Here is a 16,142-nt window from a genome sequence, read left to right on the forward strand (position 1 = left end):
CTGTCTGGTGGTCCTGCTTTACTTCGTTCTCTGACACGGTCGCCCCCGCCCTAAGGCACGATCGCAATCGTATCGACAGCCGCCCGGACCCGATCGTCGTTTTGCGTGCCCGGCCCATTGACTTGCCCGCCGCGCCGCTCGTACCTGTCAGGCGATTAGGTCGATCGACTTAATCCATACCGATCGCGCTGCCCACGATGGCCGCCGACGGCAGGAGAGCGTGCATGACATACGACCTCATCATCGTCGGGGGCGGCATCGGCGGGTCGGCGCTGGCGGCGACCATGGCGCGCGCCGGCCGGTCCGTGCTGCTGCTGGAAAAAACGACGGTCTATGAGGACAAGGTGCGCGGCGAATGGATCGCGCCCTGGGGCGTGACCGAAACCAAACGGCTCGGCCTGTATGATACGCTGGTCGCCGCGGGCGGCCATCACCTGACCAGCCACGTCACTTATGACGAGACGCGCGATCCCGCTGCGGCGGAGGCAGCGGCGATGCCGCTCGGCATGTTCGCGCCCGACGTGCCAGGCCCCTTATGCCTACGCCACCCCGTCCATTGTCAGACGCTGTTCGACACCGCCGCCGCATCGGGCGCGACGGCGCATCGCGGCGTCACCATCACCTCCATCACGCTGGGCGCATCGCCCGCGGTCAGCTACCTCCTCGATGGCGCCGAGCATACGGCGCGTGCCCCGCTGATCGTCGGGGCCGAGGGGCGGCAATCCGGGGTGCGCCGCGCCGCCGGGCTGACGTTGCATCAGGACAAGCCGCACCATTGGTTCGCCGGGCTGCTGGTCGATGGCGTCGCCGGCTGGGACGATACGCGCCAGGCGATCGGCACGGAGGATGATTTCGGCTTCCTCGCCTTCCCGCAGGGCCAGGAGCGGATGCGCGTCTATGGCGGCTGGTCGCTCGCCGATACCAAGCGGTTTGCCGGAAAGGACGGGCCAACCCGCTTCCTCGAGGCGTTCCGGATGAAATCGGCGCCGCATAATGAGGCGATCGCTGGCGGCACCCCCGCCAGCCCGCTGTTCGCCTATTACAATAACAGCAGCGCCGCGCAGCGCGCCTATGCGCCCGGCGCCGTGCTGGTCGGCGACGCCGCCGGGTGGAACGATCCGATCCTGGGCCTCGGCCTGTCGATCACCTACCGCGACGTTCGCCTCGTCAGCGACATCCTCAAGGAAACGGCGCCGGAAGAAGCGCCCGATTTTCGACCCTATGCAGAGGAACGCGCGGAGCGGATGCGCCGGCTGCGCATCGCGGCGGAGATGCAGGCGACGCTCGACATGGAGTTTGGCGAGGCCGCGCGTGCGCGGCGGCATCGTTACTATGAGGCAAGCGCCGCCGATCCGATGCTCGGCCTCCACGGCGTCGCGACGCTCGCCGGTCCCGAAGCCGTCCCGGCAGAGATTTTCGAGCCGGCGCATGTCGCGCGCGTGGTGGGAGCCTGATCGATGGATATCGCGCGCTACAATGCCGATTGGCTGGCCGCCTGGACCGCCAAGGACGTCGAGGCGCTGCTCGGCTTCTACGCCGAGGATTGCCGCTATTTCGATCCGCAGACAGCGGGCGGGATCACCGGGCACGACGCGCTGCGCGCCTATCTGACCGGCCTGTTCGCTGCGACCCCGGCGATGACCTACACCCCGGACGAGACCTGGCCCATTCCGGGCGGCTTCTGCGGCCGTTGGTATTGCGATGTTGAAGGGGCGGGTCGGATGCGCGGGTTCGACATGGTCCTGCTCGATGGCGACAGGATCACCCACAACGAAGTCTATGTGCACCAGCTGCCACAGGAATAAGAGGGAGGGGATCGATGCAGTTCGATTTCAACGAACAACAAAATGAATTCCGTCAGGAAGCACGGCGCTTCCTGACGGCGGAATGCCCGCCGGACCGCGTGCGCAAGGCGCTGGAGGGTGGCGGCTTCGATCGCGACCTGTGGCGCGGGGTGGCCGAGATGGGGTTCCTCGGCATCGCCATCCCGGAGGAGCATGGCGGCCTTGGCCTTGGCTATCTTGAGCTGTGCGCCGTGGCGGAGGAATTCGGCCGGGCGCTGGCGCCGCTCCCGATCCTCTCTTCGGTCTATCTGGTGGCAGAGGCGATCAAGTCGTTCGGCACGGCCGAGCAGCAGGCGTCATGGCTCCCCCGGATCGCGGCCGGCGCAGCGATCGGCTGCGTCGCCGCCGCGGAGGGTGAGCGATTGAGCGAGACCTCGGTTCGCACGACCTTCGCGGGCGGCACCGTCTCGGGCAAGAAGGCTCCGGTGCTCGACGGCGAGATTGCCGACGTGGCGCTGGTGCTGGCCAAGGAGGGCGATCGGCTGAGCCTGGTGCTCGTCGATCTCGCGCAGAAGGCGGTCGAACGGCGCGCGCTCGACACGATCGATCCCACGCGTGCCCAAGCCGAACTGACCTTCAACAGCGCAGCGGCCGAGCGGCTGGGCGAGCCGGGCGAGGGCTGGTCGCAATATCAGACCCTGCTCGACCGCGCGGCGGTGCTGGTGGCGTTCGAGCAGATCGGCGGCGCGGACCGCGCGCTCGAAATGGGCCGCGACTATGCGCTGGAGCGGATGGCCTTCGGTCGCCAGATCGGCAGCTTCCAGGCCATCAAGCACATGCTGGCCGACATGTACGTCTCCGCAACGCTCGCCCGGTCGAACGCTTATTACGGTGCCTGGGCGCTTTCCACTGGGGCGGCCGAACTGCCGCGCGCGGCAGCGACGGCGCGCGTTTCGGCCACCAACGCCTTCCGCCATTGCGCGAAGAACAACATCCAGGTGCACGGCGGCATGGGCTTCACGTGGCAGATGGATTGCCACCTCTACTACCGGCGCGCGAACCACCTCGCGCTCGCGCTCGGCAGCCAGCCCGACTGGGAAGAGAAGCTCGTCAGCCGCCTGGCTGCCGCCAACCAGCCGATCGCCGCCTGAGCCACGTAACGGACAAGACCGGAGGCCCCGTGCCATGAACTTCGACGACACTCCCGAAGAAGCCGCCTTCCGCGCCGAGGCTCGCGCGTGGATTGATGCCAATGCCCCCAAGCACCTGTACCCGATCCTTTCGGGGTCGGGGCACGGCACCGCCGGCGACATCGCCGATTTCGACATGCTGGCCGAGAGCAAGGCGTGGCAGAAGAAGAAATATGACGCCGGCTGGGCGTGCCTTCACTGGCCAAAGGAATATGGCGGGCGCGGCGCGACGCCGATGCAGCGGGTGATCTGGAACCAGGAGGAAGGCGTCTATGCCACCCTCTCCTTCACCTTCATCATCGGTCAGGGCATGTGCGGCCCGACGGTGATGGCGTGGGGGCGTGAGGAGGACAAGCAGGCGCTGCTGCCGCCGCTCGCCGCGGGTGAGGACATCTGGTGCCAGATGTTCTCCGAACCGTCGGCCGGCTCGGACCTCGCGGGCCTTCGCACCCGCGCGGTCAAGGATGGTGACGAATGGGTCATCAACGGGTCCAAGATCTGGACCTCCGGCGCGCATATCTCGCAATATGGCATCCTGCTGACCCGCACCGATCCCAGCGTCGCCAAGCACAAGGGGCTGACGATGTTCTGGGTCGACATGCGCTCGCCCGGCATCGAAGTCCGCCCGATTCTTCAGGCGCACGGCCAGTCGGGCTTCAACGAGGTGTTCTTCACCGACCTGCGCGTTCCCGACAGCCAGCGGCTGGGCGGCGTGGGTCAGGGCTGGACGGTGTCACTGACCACGCTGATGAACGAGCGGCTGTCGATCGGCTCGGGCATGTCGACCGGCTTCGAGACGCTGCTCGATTATGCCGTCCGCGCGCCGGGTCGCGACGGCGGCCGGCTGGTCGATGATCCGTCGATCCGCTCGCGCCTCGCCGATTGGGCCACCAAGGCCAGCGGCCTGAAATACACCTCGATGCGCGCGCTGACCGCCTTGTCGAAGGGACAGGAGCCAGGCCCGGAGAATTCGATCGGCAAGCTGGTCGCCGGCGCGACGAGCCAGGATATTGCGACCTTCGCCATCGACCTTCAGGGCGAGGCCGGCGTGCTGACGGATCCCGCACAGGCGGCGCATGCGGCACGCTTCCAGGCGACGCTGATGCGCAGCCCGGCAACCCGAATCGAGGGCGGGACGGACGAGATCCTGCGCAACATCATCGCCGAGCGCGTCCTTGGCCTGCCCGGCGACGTGCGCGTCGACAAGGACGTCCCGTTCGAGAAGATCCCGACCCGCGCCTGACCGGGCGCGCGGGTCAGCGACCGTCCCCTGCCCCCGGCAGGGGACGGGCCGCGCTCTTGGCATGGCAAATGGTCCGTGTCCTTGCTCCCATCTGTCGCCTTGAACGTTGAAGGGCGATACGAATGAGCAAGAAAGGAACCTTGCGTGATCCGTGCTTCCGTTGCCGGCCTCCTGCTGGCCGCCTCCCCCGCCGTTGCGCAGGAGGCTCCTGACGATCCTTCCTGCGCGAATGTCCGGGTCGCGATCCCGGCAGAGCTTGCCGCCTGGTCGAAGCAGACGCCCGTCGCGGCAGGGATCAAGGCCGGCGGCGGCGCATCGGTGACGCCCGGCCAGGCGCTGCTGGTCGCGCTTCATCCGGCGAATCTCGTCACACTGGCGCCCGTGCCGAAGGAAAACGGCGGCCATGCCGGAACACTGACGCTGACCGTGCAGGAAGCAGGCAATTACCGCGTGGCACTGGGTGGACGCGCATGGGTCGATCTGGTCGACAAGGGGCGTGCGCTCTCCTCCAGCGCGCATGGTCATGGCCCCAAATGCACGGGAATTCGCAAGATGGTGGACTATACGTTGAAGCCCGGTCGCTACACGATCCAATTGTCCGGCAGTCAGGCGGACAACATGCCGCTGCTGGTGGCGAAGGTCGGCTGATGCGGATGATCGCCCTCGCCGCCGCGCTCCTCCTTCCCACCGGCGTCGCCGCGCAGGATGTTCCTGCGGCTGCGCCGGCCACCACCAGCGCTACGCCCCCTGCTCCGGCAAAGGCAGCGACCACGATCGTCACGCTGTCGACCGCCGCTGGCCCGATCGTGCTGGAAATCGAAACGGAGAAGGCTCCGGTCACTGCCGCCAACTTCCTCAAATATGTCGATGGAAAGCGGCTCGACGGGACGGTTTTCTACCGCACCGTAAAGGTGCAGGCGGAACAGCGCTACGGCTTCATCCAGTTCGGCACGCAAAACGATCCGAAGCGCACGCTGCCGCCGATCGCGCATGAGCCGACCAGCAAGACCGGGCTCAGCCATGTCGATGGCGCCATCTCCATGGCGATGGCCGAACCCGGCACCGCACGCGGCGATTTTTTCATCATCGTCGGCAACACGCCGGCGATGGACGCCGACGGAACGAACCCCGGCTATGCGGTCTTCGGCCGCGTCGTGCAGGGCATGGATGTTGTCCATCGCATCATGGACATGCCCACGTCGCCAACCAAGGGAGAGGGAATTATGAAGGGCCAGATGCTCGAACCGACCGTGCCGGTCACCACCGCGCGGCGCACGCCGGCCCAGGCGAGCAACCCGCAATGAGGGCGATGACACTGTCGGCGCCCGGCGGCCTCGATCGCCTGAACCTCGCCGATGCATCGGATCCGGGCCAGCCCGGCCCCGGAGAGGTTCGCGTCGCGCTTCATGCCAGCTCGCTGAACTTCCACGATTATCTGGTGTGTTCGGGCAAGTCTCCGGCTGCCGATGGCCGTATCCCCCTGGCGGACGGCGCCGGGGTGGTGGAGGCGGTCGGCGAAGGCGTGACCGAGTTCAGCCCCGGCGATCACGTCGTCTCGGTCTTCTTCCCGGACTGGCAGGCCGGACCTGCGCAGGCGAGCGATTTCCGCCGCGTACCCGGCGACGGCATCGACGGCTTTGCCCGCGATGCCGTCGTACTGCCGTCCACCGCCTTTACCCGGGCACCGCGCGGCTGGAGCCATAAGGAAGCGGCGACGATCACCACCGCTGGCCTCACCGCCTGGCGCGCGCTCGTCGTCGACGCCGGCCTGCGCGCTGGCGACACCGTGCTGCTGCTCGGGACCGGCGGCGTGTCGATCTACGCGCTGCAACTCGCCCATGCGATGGGCGCCGAGGTGATCGTCACCTCCTCCTCGGACGAGAAGCTGGCGCGCGCGAAGGAACTCGGCGCCAATCATGTGATCAATTATCGTCAGGAGCCCAAATGGGGCCGCAAGGTCCTGGATCTGACCGGCGGCCGCGGCGCCGACATCGTGGTCGAGGTCGGCGGCCCGGGAACGCTCGCCCAGTCGATCGAGGCGGTGCGGATCGGTGGCCATATCGCGCTGATCGGCGTCCTCACCGGGGTCGGGGGCGACGTGCCGACCGCGTTCCTCATGGCCAAGCAGGCCAAGCTGCAGGGATTGATCGTCGGCAGCCGCCAGGAGCAGGAGGACTTCGTCCGCGCCCTCGAGGCGACCGGTATCCGACCCGTCATTGATCGGACATTCGCGCTCGAGGATCTGGGCGACGCGTTCCGTCACCTCGAATCCGCCAGTCATTTCGGGAAGATTGCAGTCGCCTGGTAGCCGCGCGCGCACTCATCTGGCCACGACCGCCGGCGCAATGGCCGATTTGCGCCGGCGGCGATCCGTTCTAGGTACGAAGCAAGGAAAGGATCGCCCATGAACGCTCCCCTCACCCGCAACGATTGGCAGGCCGCCGGCGTGGCGCAGCTCGACGACACGATCGCCCTGCGACGCGCCATTCATGCCGAGCCAGAGATCGGCCTCCACTGCCCCAAGACGACCTCAAAGCTGAAGGCGGCGCTTGCCGGCCTGCCGCTCGAAATTCACGACAGCACCTCCACCACAGGCTTCATCGCCATCCTTCGCGGCGGCCGTAGCGGCGCGGGCGACAACACCCGCACCGTGCTGTTGCGCGGCGACATGGATGCGCTGCCCCTGTCCGAAGACACCGGCCTGCCCTTCGCCTCCACCATCCCGGGCGCGATGCACGCCTGCGGCCACGACGCCCATTCCGCCATGCTCGCCGGCGCCGCGCGCGCCTTGTGCGCGCGCAAGGAAGAGTTGCCCGGAACGGTGGTCTTCATGTTCCAGCCCGGCGAGGAGGGCCACCATGGCGCCCGCTGGATGATCGATGACGGGCTGCTCAACGTCGCGCGCGCCGACGCGGCCTTCGCGCTCCACATCTTCCCCAACGCGCCCGCCGGTGTGTTCGTCGGACGCGAAGGCCCGCTTCTCGCCTCCACCGACACGCTGATCGCGACGATCCGTGGCAAGGGCGGTCACGCCGCCATGCCGCACGATTGCATCGATCCGATCCCGGTCGCTTGTGAGATCGTCACCGCGCTGCAGAGCTTTGTCGCGCGCCGTATCCCGGTGTCTGATCCCGCCGTCCTGACCATCACGCAGATCCACGCCGGCAGCAGCCACAACATCATTCCCGATGAAGTGAAGCTCATGGGAACGCTGCGCACCCTGTCGGATGCGACCCGGGAGAAGGCACGTGCCGCCTTCCATCAGATCGCCGGGAACATCGCTGCGGCGCATGGCTGCGAGGCGGATACCAGGATCGAGGAAGGCTATCCGGTCACCTTCTGCGACCCGCGCGCCACGGCGATGATCCGTGAACTGTCACAGGACATCTCCGGGGAACGCGGCTGGACGACCATGCCGGCACCGATGATGGGCGGGGAGGATTTCTCCTACGTCCTGCGCGAAGTGCCCGGCGCCATGGCGTTCATGGGCGTCGCGCCGGAGGGCAGCGACCCGCGCACCAATCCGCCGCTGCACAATGTGAAGATGACGATCGAGGAGCAGGTCATGGCCAGGGGCGTCGCGATGCACTGCGCCTTGGCCGACCGCTTCCTCAGTCGTGGTTTCGATTAAGGCTGCGCCGTGTTGCCCCTCCCGCCATTTTCGGCGGCAGGAGGGGCTACGATCATTCCACGGTCACCGATTTGGCAAGATTACGCGGCTGGTCCACGTCCGTGCCCTTTGCGACCGCGACATGATACGCCAGCAACTGGACCGGCACCGCATAGACCAATGGTGCGATCAGCGGATGCACCTTGGGCATTTCGATCGTCGCGATCGTGTTCTCGCCCGCCTGTGCGATACCATCGGCATCAGAGATCAGCACAACCTGAGCGCCGCGTGCCTGCGCCTCCTGCATGTTGCTGACGGTCTTGTCGAACAACGGACCGGACGGCGCGATGACGACCAGCGGCACCGCCTCGTCGATCAAGGCGATCGGACCGTGCTTCATCTCACCCGATGCGTAACCTTCCGCATGGATGTAGCTGATTTCCTTTAGCTTTAGCGCGCCCTCCAGTGCCAGCGGATATTCCGGTCCGCGGCCCAGGTACAACACGTCGCGCGCAGCTGCGATCTTCGGCGCCATCGCCTCGATCTCGGCATCGTGCGCGAGCGCCATGCTCATGGCCTCGGGCACGTGCTGCAGCTGCTTGACGATCTCCGCCTCGTTCGCCAGCAGGCCACGGGCGCGCGCGAGGTTCGTGGCAAGTGCGGCCATGACCGCGAGCTGACAGGTGAATGCCTTGGTGGAGGCGACACCGATCTCCGGCCCCGCATGCGTCGGCAGCAACAGATCGACCTCACGCGCCATCGAACTGGTCGGCACGTTGATAATACCGCCGGTCGTGACGCCGCCTGCCTTCATGTGGCGCAGAGCAGCAAGCGTGTCCGCGGTCTCGCCCGACTGCGAAATCACCAGACCGAGCGTGTTGGGCAGCAGGACGGGATCACGGTAGCGATATTCGCTCGCCACATCGACCTCGACCGGAATGCGGGCCAGCCCCTCGATCCAATATTTGCCGATCATGCCGACATAGCTGGCCGTGCCGCACGCAACGATGACGACGCGCTCGACCGTCGAAAGGTCGAACTCGATGTCCGGCAGCGAGACCTGCGATTCCAACGGGCGGAGATATGAGCGGAGCGTCTGCGCCACGACGACCGGCTGCTCGTAAATCTCCTTCTGCATGAAGTGGCGATGGTTGCCCTTATCCATTAGCTGGCCGGAAGCGCCGGAGTTGACGATCGGGCGTGACACGCGCTGGTTGGCGCTGTCGTACACCTCGACCTCCTCATGGGTGATGGCAACCCAGTCACCCTCTTCCAGATAGGCGATCCGCTGCGTCAGCGGCGCAAGGGCAAGCGCGTCCGAGCCCAGGAAGTTCTCGCCATCCCCATAGCCGACCGTGAGCGGTGCGCCGAGGCGGGCACCGAGCAGCAGATCCGGGTGTGTGCGGACCATGACGCCCAGCGCAAAGGCGCCATGGAGCCGCGGCAGGACAGCCGCCAGCGCGGCACGCGGCTCTGCGCCATTCTCGACCTCACGGGCGATGAGATGCGCGACGACCTCGCTGTCAGTCTGGCTGAGGAAGGTGCGTCCCTCCGCGATAAGTTCGTCGCGTAAGGGCTTGAAGTTCTCGATGATTCCGTTGTGCACGACAACCACATCGCCAACGATATGGGGGTGTGCGTTGTCCTCGGTCGGTGCGCCGTGCGTCGCCCAGCGGGTGTGCGCAACGCCGCTCTCGCCGCCCAACGGCTCCTCGGCCAGCCGCTGCGCCAGGTTGCGCAGCTTGCCCGGCGCGCGGCGGCGATCGAACGAACCATCAGTCACGGTGCAGATGCCGGCGGAGTCATAGCCACGATATTCCAGCCGCTTCAAACCATCCAGGAGACGATCAGCGGCCGGCTCCTTGCCGATTATTCCAACAATCCCACACATCTATCGAGATTCCTTCCGAGCACGCATCACGTTCCTGAACTTCGCTGCCCAACCGGGCTTTTCGGTCTGCGGCGGTCGCACGAGCGCCAGCGCATCGGCCTCCACATCGCTTGTAACGGTAGATCCCGCTGCCACGATCGCGCCATCGCCGATTGTCACCGGTGCTACCAGTGCCGAGTTCGAGCCGATGAAGGCGCCTGCGCCGATCCGGGTCTTGTACTTGAAGAAGCCATCGTAATTGCACGTGATCGTGCCGGCGCCGATGTTCGCGCCCGCGCCGACCTCCGCGTCGCCGAGGTAGGTCAAATGGTTCGCCTTGGCGCCCTCACCCAGCACCGCCTTCTTCATCTCCACGAAGTTGCCGACGCGTGCGCCCTTTTTCATCACCGCGCCTGGCCGCAGCCGTGCATAGGGGCCAACCGATGCGCCCTCGCCGATCGTCGCGCCTTCGACATGGCTGAATGCGTGGATCACGACCTTGTCGGCCACGGATACGCCAGGGCCGAACACCACATTGGGCTCTACAATGACGTCTCGGCCAACAACCGTGTCGTAGCTGAACCAGACGGTCTCAGGCGCGATGAGGGTGACGCCATCGTCCATCGCCTGCTTGCGCCGGCGTTGCTGCCAGACCAGTTCGAGTGCGGCGAGCTCAGCACGGCTGTTCACGCCGGTCACTTCCTCGGCATCGGTTTCGATGACCGCAGAGGAGCGGCCGTCGGCGCCCGCCAACATCACGATATCCGGCAGATAATATTCGCCAGCAGCATTGGCATTGTCCACGCGCCGCAGCAGATCGAACAGGTCCTCCGATCGAACCGCCATCAAGCCTGAGTTGCAGAGTGTCTCGGCGCGTTCCTCCGCTGAGGCGTCCTTGAACTCCACCATGCGCGCGATACGACCCTCGGCGTCGGCGATCACACGCCCGTAGGCACCCGGATCGGACGGGCGGAAGCCCAGGACGACGACAGCCGGCGCTTCCTCGGCATGCAGGCGATCGATCATCCGGCGCATCGTCGCTTCCGTTACAAGCGGGACGTCGCCGTAGAGGATCAGAACGTCACCGGCGAACCCGGCCAAAGCCTGCTCGGCCTGCTGCACCGCATGGCCAGTGCCAAGCTGCTCCTGCTGCTGCGCGACGGCCACGCCCAGCGGCACCACCGCGGCCTCCACCTGTTCGCGCCCCGCGCCGACGACCACGACGGTTTTTGCCGCGCCCAGCCCCTCCGCCGCAGCCAGCAGATGATGCAGCATCGGCCGCCCCGCGAGAGGATGGAGCACCTTGTGCGTGTCAGATTTCATCCGCGTGCCCTTGCCAGCGGCAAGCACGATTACGGCGAGAGGTCGGCTCGTCATGGCGCGCCTGTGCCATCGTCGGCTTGCCAATTCCATAGCGAGCCGTCACCGCGCATGACGATGGAACGATTTCACTTCGACACGGTCGGTTTCGACCTCGACGGCACGTTGATCGACACAAGCGGTGACCTGGCTGCGGCGGTCAATCACGCGCTGGCGCAGGACGGCCGGCCGCCGCTCAGCGTCGACGCGATCAAGCCCATGATCGGGGGTGGCGCACGCCATATGCTCGCCCAGGGGCTGGCCGCGACCGGCGGGGGTGCCGACCCCCTTCTTGATCAGCTGCACCGTGTCTTGCTCGAGTATTACGAGGCCAACATCTACGTTCACAGCGTACCGTTTCCCGGCGCTTTGCGGGCGCTGGACGAACTTGCACGAAGGGGCGTGCAGGTCGCGGTCGTCACCAACAAACTCGAGCGTTTCGCGCTTGAGGTACTCCGCGACGCCGGCCTGCTTGATCGGCTGACCTGCGTGATCGGCGGGGACACGCTGGGGCCAGGCAAGTCAAAGCCGGCGGCCGATCCGATTCTCGAGATGATCCGGCGATCAGGCGGCGGAACGGCAGCATTCGTCGGGGATTCGATCTACGATGTCGCCGCGGCCCATGCGGCGGGCATTCCGGCGGTCGCCTGCCGATTCGGCTTTCTGATGCAACCGGTGGAAGAACTGGGCGCCAACGCGATCATCGATCATTTCGACGAGCTCGTCCCCGCGTTGAACGGGCTGCGGTAATGGTAACATCCCGATTGATCTGGCGGCTGATCCTTCTGGCCGCCCTCGTCTTTGCGGTGACCATGGCGCTGCTGCCGCACCCGCCGAAAGTGCCGATCGATAGCGACAAATATCAGCACATGCTCGCGTTCGGCACGCTGACGATCCTGTCGGTCCTCGCATTTCCACAGACACCGTTGCTGCGGATCGGCGAGCGGCTGTCCTTTCTCGGCGCGATGATCGAAGTGGTTCAGTCGATCCCCGTGCTTCACCGCGACTGCGACATCATGGACTGGGTGGCCGACACCGCGGTCATCATCGGCGTGCTTGTCGTGGTCGCGATCAGCCGACGGCTCCGTTCTTCCGCCACTTGATCCACAAGTGCCGCGCCAGCATCAGCGGCGGCATCCGCAGCGCGTGGGAGCGGACGTAAAACGTCAGCCGGGTGGCAGGGTGGATGGCGCGACCCCAGCCATCGCGACCGAGCAATCGTCGCAGGTACAGCCGGTCGGTCACTTCCGTCCGGCGAAATGCAAGCGGCACGGGCGTGTCGAACAGGCGATGCGTCAGGCGAAGTGCGCGCGCCAGGACCGGGGAGACGCCGTGGTCCCGCGCCCGGGCCGTAAGCCGATCCCAATAGCCGGGATCGTCATCGGCGAACTCACGCAACAGACGATCGATGTCCCACAGGTTGCGCAGTCCACCGGCGAGATCGCCATCCGCCAACAGGTGAATGGCGGCGTGCAGCACGACATCCTCGTTCGACAGCATTGCCAGACCATTGCCCAGCGGCCGCGCTCCTTCCAGCAATCGCGCGGCATCCGGTCGCAGCCGCGCCGTCAACGGCAGGATCGTGTGGTGCACGTCGATCATCCGGTCGCGCTCGCGATGGATCATGGGGGGCAGTTCATGCATCCACCGCCGGTAGTAGCTGTCGTCATAGGGATCGGGCTTCACCCACGCCCATCCATGCGCCAGCAGCGCCGCCTCCACGTCTGCAAGCGCGGCAGCGGGAACGAGTATGTCGAGATCTCCGATCGCTCGCCCGCTTCCCGCCGCAAGGCCCGCGGCAGCGAAGGCCGTGCCCTTCAGCAGGATCAGCGGCGCCACAACACCTTCCAGCGCCCGGCGCGCCATTTCCGCTTCCCATAACGCCTGCCGACGCCCCTCCAGCGAGGTCGCCCTGGCATCGGCCAGGATGGCCGCCACGCGCGGCGGCGCCAGATCGCCGACGCGGCAGGCCAGCGCTCCCATCATCTGCTCGGCCAGCGCCACGGCCAATAGCGCCGTCCACCTTCGGTCATCGAGGCCGGGCGCTCGTGATGGATCCACGAGGACGGCGATCAGGTCGCGCGCCGCGCTCACCAGAGATCCTCGATCATCGACGCTGCGGTCTCAATATCGGGATAGTCGATCGCCGCGCGAGTAACGCCCCTCACCAGTCCGCTTAGCGCGCGATAGCCGCGCTCGCCCAGGCCCACATAATTGGTCGAAGCCTGCGTCAGCCTGACGAACGCTTCCCCTGCCCCGACGGGCCGCTGATCAGCCACGTGGCCAAAGCGGGGAAACAGCAACAGCGCCGGCGTCGCGGGAACGTTCGCCATCGCCAGTGCCGCGCCCTCGGGAACGAGATGCTGGATCGTGCCCTTGGGCGTGTCCGTCATCGCCGGTCCCCAGCGGCCATCCGGTAGCGCCGCCTTCACGACCGGGATTGCAGCATTCTTCACGCTCACCGGCCGCGGGAATGGCCATATCGCCCCGGTATCCGGATCGACGAGGACGAACTCATCGGCCATCAGCCGCCATCCGCGCGCCTGCAGCAGCGCCGCGAGGGTCGACTTGCCGGCTCCTGACTCGCCGGTCATGACCACTGCCCGTCCGTCGCGCTCCACCGCAGCGGCGTGGAGCAGGAGGAAGCGGCGCAGCCCCAGCGCCAATTGCAGGTTCATCGCCATCTCCGCCGCCAGCAACCCCTGCGGCAAGGGGAGCGGGGCGGCATCCGGAATGACGAAGTCGCCGGCGATGCGCACGGCGGGGCGAAGGAACCGGCGCCAGGGCCGCGATGGCTCAAGACGAACGGTAAAATCAGGCACCGACACGTCGGTCGGATAGTCGCGGTACAGCGTACGCATCTGATCAAGCGGCCGCCGCCATGCCGATCCAATCCGAAAGCTGACCGGTCCAACCTGAACGCGGAATTCGCTGGTCATGCGCGCTCGATCAAGCCGGTGACCGCAAGCTCATCAAGGAGCGCGATCAGTTCCGCGCGACCGCCTTCCACGATGTCGAACGCGGCCTCAATCTCGGCAATCGCCATCCAGCGCCCGGCAAGTACCTCCAGCACCTCAGGCACTGGCGATGCCACCAGGTGCGTCATGCCGGATGTACGGTGAAACAGCGCTACGATGTCGTCCAGCGGCGTGACAATCAGGTCGGCCGCCGGCGGCGCGCGATAGCGCGTCGCGTCCACTGGCTACCGCCGCGGCATCTGCAACGAGGCAAAACAGGTGAACCCCGTCGTTCCGCTCCGCAGGCTCTGGACATATTTCAGATAGGCGCGGCTGCGTTCGTAATCGACACCCGGCAGGTTGCCGCCAGACGCCAGCGCGCGCCGAATGTCCTCGCCCCTGAGCGGTCGGCCGGGCGGCGCATAGGCGCCCGGGGTGCCCGGCGGTACCACCTTGCCATTCTTGTCGATGAAGCTGCCCGCGCGGCCCGGATCGGGAACGGGAATATCGCACGTCATCACCGAACCATAGGCTTGCGCCATTGCCGGGCGGATCGACACGATCGCCACCGCGCCGACGGCACCCAGGCGCAGGGCGCGTCGCCGCCCGGGCTGCTCGGGTTGATCCTGATCGCTCATGACGGGCACCTATCCACGACCGAGCCCTTCCATAATCCTAATGCCGGCACAAGCATCGCCGCGGCAGCGTGTCGTAGCGGGACACTGCCGGCGCGCGCCGCCGGCACCCTCGTACGTCGCGCGGCGCTCACCAGCGTGCTGGACAATCGTTCTTTCGCGTCCATAACTGACCGCAACTGCGTCATTCGCCGCCAAGGGACCTATGGACGAGATCATCTCTCCACGCGGCTGGACCGCGCTTGCCATCGTCGTTGTCACCGCCGTCATTCTAGGCGTCATCGGTGCGGGACTGGATGCTGTGGCGGTCAGCATCGTCGGCGGCATTGTCGCGGTGCTGACGATGACGGGCGGCGGCCAGCATGCGGGTGAACATCCTGCCGGATCGACCACGCCCGCGCCGTTTGGCGAAATCGAGCCGGTGCTGGATGCGCTGGCCGAGCCGATCCTCATCCTGGAGGGGCCACGGGTCGCCCACGCCAACAAGGCGGCCCGCGCATTGCTGGGCGCGCATATTATCGGCGAGGACGCGCGCACCGGCATCCGCCATCCGGCCGCCGCACGGCTGCTTGGCGAGGATGCCGCCGACGCCGTCGCGTCGCTCGCGGGCCTCGGCGCGCCGGATCAGCGCTGGGAAATGCGCCTTGCCCCGTTCAGCGACGGTCGCCGCCTCGTCCATCTTTCCGACCGCAGCGGCAGCCATGCCGCAGAGCGGATGCGGGTGGATTTCGTCGCCAATGCCAGCCATGAGCTGCGCACTCCCCTCGCCTCGATCCTCGGCTATGTCGAAACGCTCGCCGACACCGCGGGCGAGGATCCGGTAACGCGCGCCCGCTTCCTCAAGATCGTTTTCGACGAGGCGCAGCGAATGGATAGGCTGGTCGACGATCTGATGAGCCTGTCTCGGATCGAGGCCGACAAGTACCGTGCACCCGCCAGTTCGATCGACCTCGCGGCCCTGGTCGACAGGACGCAGCAGGAGCTTGCCGATGCGCATGACGGCCGCGGCAAGGACATCATCCTTGAACGCGATCCGGGCGAGATCATGGTGCAGGGCGATGCCGCGCAGCTTTCCCAACTGCTGCACAATCTGATCGGCAATGCGATGAAATATGGTCGGCCCGGCACGCCGATCCGCGTCTCGATCACCCGGGCCGACGACATGGTTCGGCTGGTCGTCGCCGACCAAGGGGAAGGCATCCCGCCCCAGCACCTGCCGCGGCTTACCGAACGCTTCTACCGTGTCGATCCGGGCCGTAGCCGCTCGATCGGCGGGACGGGTCTGGGCCTGGCAATCGTCAAGCATATCGTGGAGCGCCATCGCGGCCGGCTCGATATCGCCAGCCAGGTCGGCGAGGGTACCCGCGTCACGGTCATGCTGCGTGCGGCAGGTTCCGTTACTCTACCGATTGATGCGCCGGGAGCCGCTGTCATCAAGCAGTAATGCTCGTGTCACACAGGCGCGAACGCCGCGTCGTGCGGCGCTCTCGGGAT

General features: G+C 66.6%; 17 protein-coding genes. 11 read left to right on the forward strand and 6 right to left on the reverse strand.

Annotation, left to right across the window (positions count from 1 at the left end):
- Positions 1–224: 224 nt before the first annotated feature.
- The 8 genes from ACH0BU_RS14455 to ACH0BU_RS14490 all read left to right on the forward strand — a co-directional run bounded on the left by ACH0BU_RS14455 (position 225) and on the right by ACH0BU_RS14490 (position 7,848).
- Positions 225–1,454 (forward strand): FAD-dependent oxidoreductase, encoded by a 1,230-nt coding sequence (locus ACH0BU_RS14455; RefSeq protein WP_296221270.1) that lies wholly within the window; start codon positions 225–227, stop codon positions 1,452–1,454.
- A gap of 3 nt (positions 1,455–1,457) precedes the next feature.
- Positions 1,458–1,805 carry a YybH family protein gene (locus ACH0BU_RS14460; RefSeq protein ID WP_296221272.1) on the forward strand — a complete coding sequence of 116 codons (348 nt, stop codon included), beginning with the start codon at positions 1,458–1,460 and terminating at the stop codon, positions 1,803–1,805.
- A 14-nt stretch (positions 1,806–1,819) separates the two neighbouring features.
- Entirely contained in the window at positions 1,820–2,935 is a 1,116-nt protein-coding gene (locus ACH0BU_RS14465; protein WP_136451260.1) for an acyl-CoA dehydrogenase family protein, read from the forward strand.
- Positions 2,936–2,969: 34 nt separating this feature from the next.
- Positions 2,970–4,217: an acyl-CoA dehydrogenase family protein gene (locus ACH0BU_RS14470; RefSeq protein WP_046410772.1), complete on the forward strand. Its 1,248-nt coding sequence runs from the start codon at positions 2,970–2,972 to the stop codon at positions 4,215–4,217.
- Positions 4,218–4,361: 144 nt separating this feature from the next.
- Positions 4,362–4,865: a hypothetical protein gene (locus ACH0BU_RS14475; protein ID WP_052742603.1), complete on the forward strand. Its 504-nt coding sequence runs from the start codon at positions 4,362–4,364 to the stop codon at positions 4,863–4,865.
- Positions 4,866–4,870: 5 nt separating this feature from the next.
- Entirely contained in the window at positions 4,871–5,521 is a 651-nt protein-coding gene (locus tag ACH0BU_RS14480) for a peptidylprolyl isomerase (protein ID WP_500264228.1), read from the forward strand.
- Positions 5,518–6,525, forward strand: a complete 1,008-nt coding sequence (locus ACH0BU_RS14485) for a zinc-dependent alcohol dehydrogenase family protein (RefSeq protein WP_296220068.1) — start codon at positions 5,518–5,520, stop codon at positions 6,523–6,525. The genes ACH0BU_RS14480 and ACH0BU_RS14485 overlap by 4 nt, the downstream gene beginning before the upstream one ends.
- 96 nt (positions 6,526–6,621) lie before the next feature.
- Positions 6,622–7,848, forward strand: coding sequence for a M20 metallopeptidase family protein (locus tag ACH0BU_RS14490; protein WP_296220070.1), 1,227 nt, complete (start codon positions 6,622–6,624; stop codon positions 7,846–7,848).
- 52 nt (positions 7,849–7,900) lie between these two features.
- Here the strand turns inward: ACH0BU_RS14490 and glmS are convergent, their stop codons facing one another.
- Together glmS and glmU are read right to left on the reverse strand one after the other, a co-directional pair.
- Positions 7,901–9,718 carry a glutamine--fructose-6-phosphate transaminase (isomerizing) gene (gene glmS, locus ACH0BU_RS14495; protein WP_125945041.1) on the reverse strand — a complete coding sequence of 606 codons (1,818 nt, stop codon included), beginning with the start codon at positions 9,716–9,718 and terminating at the stop codon, positions 7,901–7,903.
- A complete protein-coding gene (gene glmU / locus ACH0BU_RS14500) occupies positions 9,719–11,074 on the reverse strand; it encodes a bifunctional UDP-N-acetylglucosamine diphosphorylase/glucosamine-1-phosphate N-acetyltransferase GlmU (RefSeq protein WP_046410780.1) in 1,356 nt (451 codons plus the stop codon).
- A 60-nt stretch (positions 11,075–11,134) separates the two neighbouring features.
- Here glmU and ACH0BU_RS14505 point away from each other — a divergent pair, with 60 nt between their 5' ends.
- Together ACH0BU_RS14505 and ACH0BU_RS14510 are read left to right on the forward strand one after the other, a co-directional pair.
- Positions 11,135–11,806, forward strand: a complete 672-nt coding sequence (locus ACH0BU_RS14505) for an HAD hydrolase-like protein (protein WP_136451601.1) — start codon at positions 11,135–11,137, stop codon at positions 11,804–11,806.
- Positions 11,806–12,159, forward strand: coding sequence for a VanZ family protein (locus ACH0BU_RS14510; RefSeq protein WP_046410782.1), 354 nt, complete (start codon positions 11,806–11,808; stop codon positions 12,157–12,159). The genes ACH0BU_RS14505 and ACH0BU_RS14510 overlap by 1 nt, the downstream gene beginning before the upstream one ends.
- Here the strand turns inward: ACH0BU_RS14510 and ACH0BU_RS14515 are convergent.
- The 4 genes from ACH0BU_RS14515 to ACH0BU_RS14530 are packed head-to-tail and all read right to left on the reverse strand — an operon-like array spanning position 12,128 to position 14,651.
- Entirely contained in the window at positions 12,128–13,150 is a 1,023-nt protein-coding gene (locus ACH0BU_RS14515; RefSeq protein WP_136451580.1) for a nucleotidyltransferase family protein, read from the reverse strand. The genes ACH0BU_RS14510 and ACH0BU_RS14515 overlap by 32 nt on opposite strands.
- Positions 13,147–13,995: an HprK-related kinase A gene (locus ACH0BU_RS14520; protein WP_296220077.1), complete on the reverse strand. Its 849-nt coding sequence runs from the start codon at positions 13,993–13,995 to the stop codon at positions 13,147–13,149. The genes ACH0BU_RS14515 and ACH0BU_RS14520 overlap by 4 nt, the downstream gene beginning before the upstream one ends.
- A complete protein-coding gene (locus ACH0BU_RS14525; protein WP_046410788.1) occupies positions 13,992–14,255 on the reverse strand; it encodes an HPr-rel-A system PqqD family peptide chaperone in 264 nt (87 codons plus the stop codon). Before ACH0BU_RS14525 ends, ACH0BU_RS14520 begins: the two co-directional genes overlap by 4 nt.
- Before the next feature lie 3 nt (positions 14,256–14,258).
- Positions 14,259–14,651 (reverse strand): hypothetical protein, encoded by a 393-nt coding sequence (locus ACH0BU_RS14530; protein ID WP_046410790.1) that lies wholly within the window; start codon positions 14,649–14,651, stop codon positions 14,259–14,261.
- Between the two features lie 202 nt (positions 14,652–14,853).
- On the opposite strand from ACH0BU_RS14530, the gene ACH0BU_RS14535 reads away from it, so the two are divergent.
- The gene (locus ACH0BU_RS14535) at positions 14,854–16,092 is read left to right on the forward strand and encodes an ATP-binding protein (RefSeq protein WP_296220081.1); all 1,239 of its coding nucleotides are present in this window, start codon (positions 14,854–14,856) and stop codon (positions 16,090–16,092) included.
- Positions 16,093–16,142: the final 50 nt, after the last annotated feature.

Origin of the sequence: Sphingomonas olei (genome assembly GCF_045369765.1) — a bacterium.
Lineage (GTDB): Bacteria > Pseudomonadota > Alphaproteobacteria > Sphingomonadales > Sphingomonadaceae > Sphingomonas > Sphingomonas panaciterrae.